This window comes from Caballeronia humi, from assembly GCF_001544475.1.
Taxonomy (GTDB): Bacteria; Pseudomonadota; Gammaproteobacteria; order Burkholderiales; family Burkholderiaceae; genus Caballeronia; species Caballeronia humi.
In genome coordinates this window covers 1-504 of the sequence record NZ_FCNW02000272.1, presented here as the reverse complement: position 1 = coordinate 504, position 504 = coordinate 1, and the positions used below count along the sequence as shown (strand labels likewise).

At 54.2% G+C, this 504-nt stretch carries 1 protein-coding gene; it reads right to left on the bottom strand.

Features of this window, described 5'->3' with window-relative positions; genetic code table 11:
* Positions 1-231 precede the first annotated feature (231 nt).
* A partial coding sequence (locus tag AWB65_RS36580) for a hypothetical protein (protein ID WP_159907986.1) occupies positions 232-504 on the bottom strand: 273 nt, incomplete at its 5' end.

The window sequence follows — 504 nt, the reverse complement described above, 5'->3', positions numbered from 1 at the left end:
TGACGAACACGTTCCCCGGAGGCTACTGGGTCGATCAAGGGTACAACTGGTTCGGTGGCTCCTAAGACGATGGCGCCGCCTGGACGGAGCCTGCTTCAACTGATCGCAGGCCCATCACAATACCGGTGGTCAGAGATCGACTAGGAGCATGTCTAAGATGATGATCGCGGCGACTCTGGAAAGAGATGGGACTTTGATAAAACAGACGGGCAGCGCGCGTCTTCCGGACGCTTACTGCCGTGGCACGTCGTCGTTGCTCGGTTGTTTTAATGTTTTCACCGAGCGCCACACGATGAATAAATAAATGATCGCGAAGGCAACGAAATCCTTTGTGGAAAGGGCGCCGACACGCATTGGAGCGGAGACGTCAGGATCTCCGACATTGAACCGAGCAGATGACTTGGAGAGCATCAGAATCGTCAGACCAGTGACAACAATCGATGCGTGGAGTAGCCCCCACTTGGTTAATCGCACAAGCGTTACCCGTTTTTCGCGTTCGAGCAA